General features: G+C 68.2%; 6 protein-coding genes and 2 pseudogenes. All 8 read left to right on the forward strand.

Features of this window, described 5'->3' with window-relative positions; genetic code table 11:
• Positions 1 to 1,000 (forward strand): annotated as a pseudogene (locus tag ASJ79_RS16640) (MCE family protein); the annotation flags it as partial.
• Entirely contained in the window at positions 970 to 1,614 is a 645-nt protein-coding gene (locus ASJ79_RS16645; protein ID WP_067957240.1) for a hypothetical protein, read from the forward strand. The pseudogene ASJ79_RS16640 and the gene ASJ79_RS16645, both read left to right, overlap by 31 nt.
• Positions 1,611 to 2,594 carry an RDD family protein gene (locus ASJ79_RS16650; protein WP_067957243.1) on the forward strand — a complete coding sequence of 328 codons (984 nt, stop codon included), beginning with the start codon at positions 1,611 to 1,613 and terminating at the stop codon, positions 2,592 to 2,594. Before ASJ79_RS16645 ends, ASJ79_RS16650 begins: the two co-directional genes overlap by 4 nt.
• Entirely contained in the window at positions 2,591 to 3,163 is a 573-nt protein-coding gene (locus ASJ79_RS16655; protein WP_067957246.1) for a mammalian cell entry protein, read from the forward strand. Before ASJ79_RS16650 ends, ASJ79_RS16655 begins: the two co-directional genes overlap by 4 nt.
• Entirely contained in the window at positions 3,130 to 4,008 is an 879-nt protein-coding gene (locus ASJ79_RS16660; RefSeq protein WP_067957247.1) for a mammalian cell entry protein, read from the forward strand. Before ASJ79_RS16655 ends, ASJ79_RS16660 begins: the two co-directional genes overlap by 34 nt.
• 8 nt (positions 4,009 to 4,016) lie before the next feature.
• Positions 4,017 to 4,694, forward strand: coding sequence for a YoaK family protein (locus tag ASJ79_RS16665; RefSeq protein ID WP_067957250.1), 678 nt, complete (start codon positions 4,017 to 4,019; stop codon positions 4,692 to 4,694).
• 209 nt (positions 4,695 to 4,903) lie between these two features.
• Complete coding sequence (locus tag ASJ79_RS16670) at positions 4,904 to 5,188, forward strand: hypothetical protein (protein ID WP_156448488.1); 285 nt, start codon at positions 4,904 to 4,906, stop codon at positions 5,186 to 5,188.
• 43 nt (positions 5,189 to 5,231) lie between these two features.
• Positions 5,232 to 5,631, forward strand: a pseudogene (locus ASJ79_RS31105) (transposase); the annotation flags it as partial.
• Positions 5,632 to 5,968 lie beyond the last annotated feature (337 nt).

The raw sequence follows: 5,968 nt of genomic DNA on the forward strand, positions 1-5,968 counted from the left end.
CGACAACCTGCCGCAGGTCAACGACATCATCACCAACGCGGCGCCGATCCTGGACAGCCAGGTGACCTCCGGCGACGCGATCGAGCAGTGGTCGCGCAACCTCAACGTCATCGCTTCCCAGGCCGCCGAACAGGATCCCGCGCTGCGCAGCGGTCTGCAGCAGGCGGCGCCGACGCTGGACCAGGTGACGACGGTGTTCAGCGACGTGCGGGACGCGCTGCCGCAGACCCTGGCGAATCTCGCCGTGGTCACCGACATGCTCAAGCGGTACAACAAGGGTCTCGAGCAGACCCTGGTGATCTACCCGCAGGGCGCGTCGCTGCTGCAGATGGGATCGATCTTCGAGGACGGCGGCCTGCTGCACTTCGGTCTGTCGATCAACCAGCCGCCGCCGTGCCTGACCGGCTTCCTGCCCGCGTCGGAATGGCGCTCGCCCGCGGACACCAGCACCGCGCCGCTGCCTTCGGGCACGTACTGCAAGATCCCGAAGGACTACCAGGGCAACGCCGTTCGCGGTGCCCGCAACTACCCGTGCGCCGACGTGCCGGGCAAGCGCGCGGCGACACCGAAGGAATGCCGCAGCGACGAGCCCTACGTCCCGCTGGGCACCAACCCCTGGTACGGCGACCCGAACCAGATCCTGCCGTGTCCGGCCCCCGCCGCGCGGTGTGACCAGCGGGTGGCTCCGGGCCAGGTGATCCCGGCGCCATCGGTGAACAACGGCATGAACCCGCTGCCCGCCGACCAGCTGCCGCCGCCGCAGTCGGCGGCGCCGACCAGCGACCCGGTGAGCCGTCCGGGCTCGGGTACCGTCAGTTGCAGCGGTCAACAGCCGAACCCGTGCACCTACACCCCGGCTCAGGGTCCGCCCGGCACCACCGCGGGATACAGCCCGAGCAGCGGCGAGGTCGTGGGGCCCGACGGTGTCAGGTACAACGTGAGCAATTCGAACAACCCAGGAGACGACGGATGGAAGGAGATGCTGGCACCAGCCGGCTGATCCCCGACCCCGAAGCCGGCACCGTTGACGACGCGCAGGACGCGTCGGATGAGACATTGCCGGCCGCTCCCGACGCGTCACCCCAGGAACCCTTGCCGACACAGATGCGCAGGCCTTCCCGGCTCGGCATCGGTTGGGCCACCACTCTGTGCGTCGTGCTGCTGCTGCTCGCCGGCGGTGGTGTCACCGCGGGCGTGCTGGCGCTGCGGGCGAACGACCGCGCCGCCGAGATCGCCCGCTCCGACGAGGCCGCGCTGCAGGCCGCCAAGGACTGCGTGGCGGCCACCCAGGCGCCGGACACCGCGGCGATGACGGCCGCCCAGTCCAAGATCCTGGAGTGCTCCACCGGTGAATTCGGGGTGCAGGCCGGGTTGTTCGGCAGCGTCCTGGCCGAGGCCTACCAGGCCGCCCAGGCGACGGTCGCGGTCGACGATCTGCGCGCCGCCGTCGAGCGGCGCAACGAGGACGGCACGGTCAACGTGCTGGTCGCGGTGCGTGTCCGGATCACCAACGCCGAGGCCGCCGACCAGCGGGTCGGGTACCGGCTGCGGGCGACCATGGCGTTCGACGAAGGCCAGTACCGCATCTCCAGGCTGGACCAGGTCAACTCGTGACGGCGGTGCTGAACACGACCCCGACCGTCCCCGCGCAGGAACCGACCGGCGAGGTGCCGCTGGCGTCGTGGCCGGCGCGGGCGGGTGCGCTGGCCGTCGACACACTGCCGGCGGTCGGCGTGATCGCGACGAGCGTGCTGCTGGCGCTGGGTGCGCCCCCCGACGGGTGGGTGCGCTGGGCGTTCACCGCGGTGGCCACGGCAGCGTTCGTACTGATGGTGGTCAACCGCTTGGTGCTGCCCGTGGTCAAGGGCTGGACGCTCGGGCGGGCATTGTTCGGCATCGCGGTGCGCCGCGCCGACGGCGGCACCGCCGGGATCCTGCGCCTCACCGCCCGTGAACTCGCGCACCTGCTCGACACCCTCTCCCTGCTCGTCGGCTGGTTGTGGCCGCTGTGGGACCGGCGCCGACGCACCTTCGCCGACCTGCTGGCACGCACGCAGGTGCACCGGGTCGAGCGTCCGCAGCGCGGCATGCGCCGGGTGGTTGCCACGGTGCTGGTCGCGTCGGCGGCGGTGTCGGTGGCGGCCGTGGGTCTGGGTTATGCGCTGACCTACCGGCAGGACCGTGCGCTGGATGCGGCCCGCCAGGAGGTCGCCACCCAGGGGCCGCGCATCGTCGAGCAGATGTTGAGCTACGGCACGGACACCGTCGTCGACGACTTCGCCAGGGCACAGTCGCTCACCACCGACGGGTACCGGCCTCAGCTGATCGAACAGCAGCAGGCGGTGCAGGCCGCGGGCGCGGTCACCAACGAGTACTGGGCCGTCAGCAGCGCGGTGCTGACCGATCCGCCGGTCACCGCCGATCGGGTGTCGATGCTGCTGGCGATGCAGGGACAACGCGGCAGCAATCCCGACGACATGAGGTTCATCACCGCGACGGTGCGGGTCGATTTCGAGAAATCGGGTGACGGCCAGTGGAAGGTGGCGAACCTGACCGTGCTGAAGAAGCCGCTGATGAATGTGCCGGGCCAGTGAGTCCGGTCCGCAAGTTCGCCGCCGACGGCTCCGGCGACAACGCCATCGGACCCGACTACTTCCACATCGCGCCCAAAGCGCCTGTGCGGTGGGGTCTTCCGCTGGTGTCGGCGCTCGCCGCGCTGTTGGTGGTCGCAGCTGTCGCCGCGGCGACGTTCATGCTGGTCCGCCAGCTCGACGACCGCCGCGACGCGGTCAACGAGGCGTCGGCGCTGGGCTACACCAGCGAGTTCATGGTGATGTACACCAGCCTCGACCCGTTCAACGCCAACGCCTACGCCGACCGCGTCGCCGCGCAGGCCGCCGGGGAGTTCGCCAAGAACTTCGGGGACCGGCTCAACGAGATCCTGGTACAGGTCGCGCGCTCGGAGCCGAGCACCGGCGAGGTGCTGGCCGCCGGGGTGCAGCGATGGAACGACGACGGCAGCGCCGACGTGCTGATCGCGACCAAGGTCACCTCGAGGACGCCGGACGGCAAGTACACCGTCGAGAGCGGAAGCCGTTGGGTCGCAACGACGATCAAGGAAGGACAGCAGTGGAAGATCAGCAACCTGGTACAGGTGATCTGACCACCGACGCCCCGGCCGCGAAGCCGCGCCGACGGTTCTTCCGGCGCAAGTCGAAGGCCGAGACCGTCGAAGCAGCACCTGCCGCCGCAGAGCCTGTTGCCGCAGAGACTGTCACCTCGGCCACGAAAACTCCCGTCGGCAAGGCCGGCAGGCCGGCCCGACAGCAGGCGGCGGCGCAAGACCCGGAGCCCGAGCCCCGCGACGACGTGACGTCCGAGGACCGCGACGAGGTTGAAGCCGAGCCGGAATCCGAGGACAACGACGCACCCGAAGCCGAAGACGCGGAGCCGGAACCGGTTGTGCTGGTGCCGCATCGGCCCGCGGGCCGGCGGCTGATGACGGCCGTGGCCGCCGCGTCGGTGGTTTTCGTCGGGGCGAGCGGGTTCGCCGCGGCGGCGGTGCAGCCGTATCTGAGCGACCGTGCAATCTACGAGACCAAGCTGGCCATCGCCCGTACGGCCACCGACGCGATCACCACGCTGTGGACCTACAACCCTGACGACATGGCCACGCTCGCCGACCGCGCATCGGTGTACCTGTCCGGTGATTTCGCCGCGGAGTACCGCCGCTACATCGACGCCATCGTCGAACCGAACAAGCAGGCCCAGGTCACCAACACCACCGAGGTGATGGGCGCGGCCGTCGAATCCGTTTCCCCGCAGTCGAGTCCGACCGAGGCCACCGCGCTGGTGTACACCAACTCGGTGGCCACCAGCCCGGTCACCAAGAACATCCCGTCGCTGCGCTACCTGTCCTACCGGCTGACGATGCAGCGCGACGGCGGCGACTGGCGCATCACCCGGATGTCGACCATCACCTCGTTCGACCTGACGCCGCAGCTGTAACCGCCGCCGTGGCCCTCACTTCGCCGGTCTCGCGACGACAGACGGTCACCGCGCTGTTGTTGCTGACGTTCACCACGGGCCTGGTCGACGCGGTCAGCGTGCTCGTGCTCGGGCACGTCTTCGTCGCGAACATGACCGGCAACGTGATCTTCCTAGGGTTCTGGTTCGTCCCGCACTCGGGCGTGGATCTGACGGCGGCGATCGTCGCGTTCGCCGGTTTCGTGGTCGGCACCATCGTGGGTGGCCGGCTGTCGCGGCATCTGGACTCCGACGTGCGGGTGTGGCTGACTTCGGCGCTCGGACTGGAGGTCGTGCTGCTCGTGGTGCTCGCGATCCTCGCCGGGACAGGAGTGCTGGACTATCACGACGATTCCAAGCTGATCCTGATCGCCGGCCTGGCGGTCACGTTCGGGTGCCAGAACGCCACCGCACGCCAGTTCGGCATCCAGGAACTGTCGACGACGGTGCTGACCTCGACGATCGTCGGGCTCGGCTTCGACAGCAGGCTGGCCGGCGGCACCGGTGAAGGGGAGCGGCTGCGCTACGGCGTGGTCGCGACGATGTGTTCGGGCGCCGTGGTCGGAGCGACGCTGACACGGTTCACCGTGGCCCCGATCATCGGGCTGGCCGCGGTGATCGTCGCGGTCAGCGCCGCGATCTTCTGGTTTGGCCGCGGCGGCGCGTAAGTCGGCACCGCGAGCGCGCGTAGTAAGTGAGCTATGTCGCGTGTTGTGTCTGGTAAGGGCGACGTCCCCCTGTTGTCGTTAGAGGGCTTGGTGTCCCAAGACAACGAGGAGGACGTCGTGAACAAGGGTAGTGGCTCTCGCGTGGAGATAAACGTCGTAACGCGAAGCTGGCTCGGTTACGGGAGCTGGTGCCGATTGGTAATGCGATCTTGGGGATCGATCTTGCTGATGTGAAGCAGGTGGCGGTCCTGCCTGGTCGCGATTCTCAGGTGCTGGAGCGGCGCGGGGATTCGGCTAAGGCCTGGGAGCTGGGCCCGGTGTTGGACTGGGCCCATCAGATGGCCCGCAAGCACGGCTTTACCGGTGTGACGGTGGGGTGTGAACCGACCGGGCATCGCTGGCGGGTGCTTGAACAGCTTGCCGCTCAACGCGATCTGCCGTTTGTGTGTGTCAATCCGATGTTGGTGGGTCGGGCCCGTGAGACCGAGGTCTAGGTGTACTGACCACGGACGTTGGTGACGGCGTGGTGAGGTGACACTCATCCACGCCAGTAAGGCTGCCGCACTTCTAGATGAGACCGGCATTGGCCCTGTCACCGTGGCGGTCGTCTACACCGCCTGGTCACACCCTGGCCAGTTCGCAAGCGGCGTTCGCCGCCCTGGCTGGCGTCAATCCAATCCCCGCATCCTCTGGCAACACAATCCGTTACCGACTTAACCGCGGCGGCGACAGGCGGCTCAATCGTGCTTTGCACATGGCCGTCGTCACCCGTATGACCCACGACCCAGACACCCGGGCCTACGTCGAACGTCGTCGCGCGGAAGGCCGATCCATCAAGGAGATCCGACGCTGCCTCAAGCGGTACCTCGCCCGCCACCTCTATCGAAGTCTGCAGAGACTTCACACCCAGCCCGCGGCCGCTCCGCAGGCCGCTTGACAGACATAGAAGAGTCCACCGCGGCCACACAGCACTCGGAGGTCAACCACCAGCCAGCCGCGTACCTAACGTCTCAGGTCAGTACAACTAGACCCGCGACGAAAGTGATGACAAAGACGCGCGCGGTTGGTGGCCCAGCTCAACTGTTACATCCCCGAACGCGCTGATCGGGAGTGTCGCAGTAACGGTGTAAGTGGCCTTACGGCCCCTGGTGTGTCGGGGGCGGAAAGGTCACCTGATGACCGAGACTGTCGTGGCTGTGGAGCCATCGCAGAATGACCATGACGATCCCGCTCCGGCGGCGATCGATATCCCGCGCAGCCGTGAGGTCGACGAA

The sequence above is a fragment of the Mycobacterium sp. NAZ190054 genome, from assembly GCF_001545925.1.
Taxonomy (GTDB): Bacteria; Actinomycetota; Actinomycetes; order Mycobacteriales; family Mycobacteriaceae; genus Mycobacterium.

Coding starts and splice junctions, on each gene's coding strand:
- ASJ79_RS16645 (WP_067957240.1), top strand. CDS start 970: ATGGAAGGAGATGCTGGCACCAGCCGGCTGATCCCCGACCCCGAAGCC.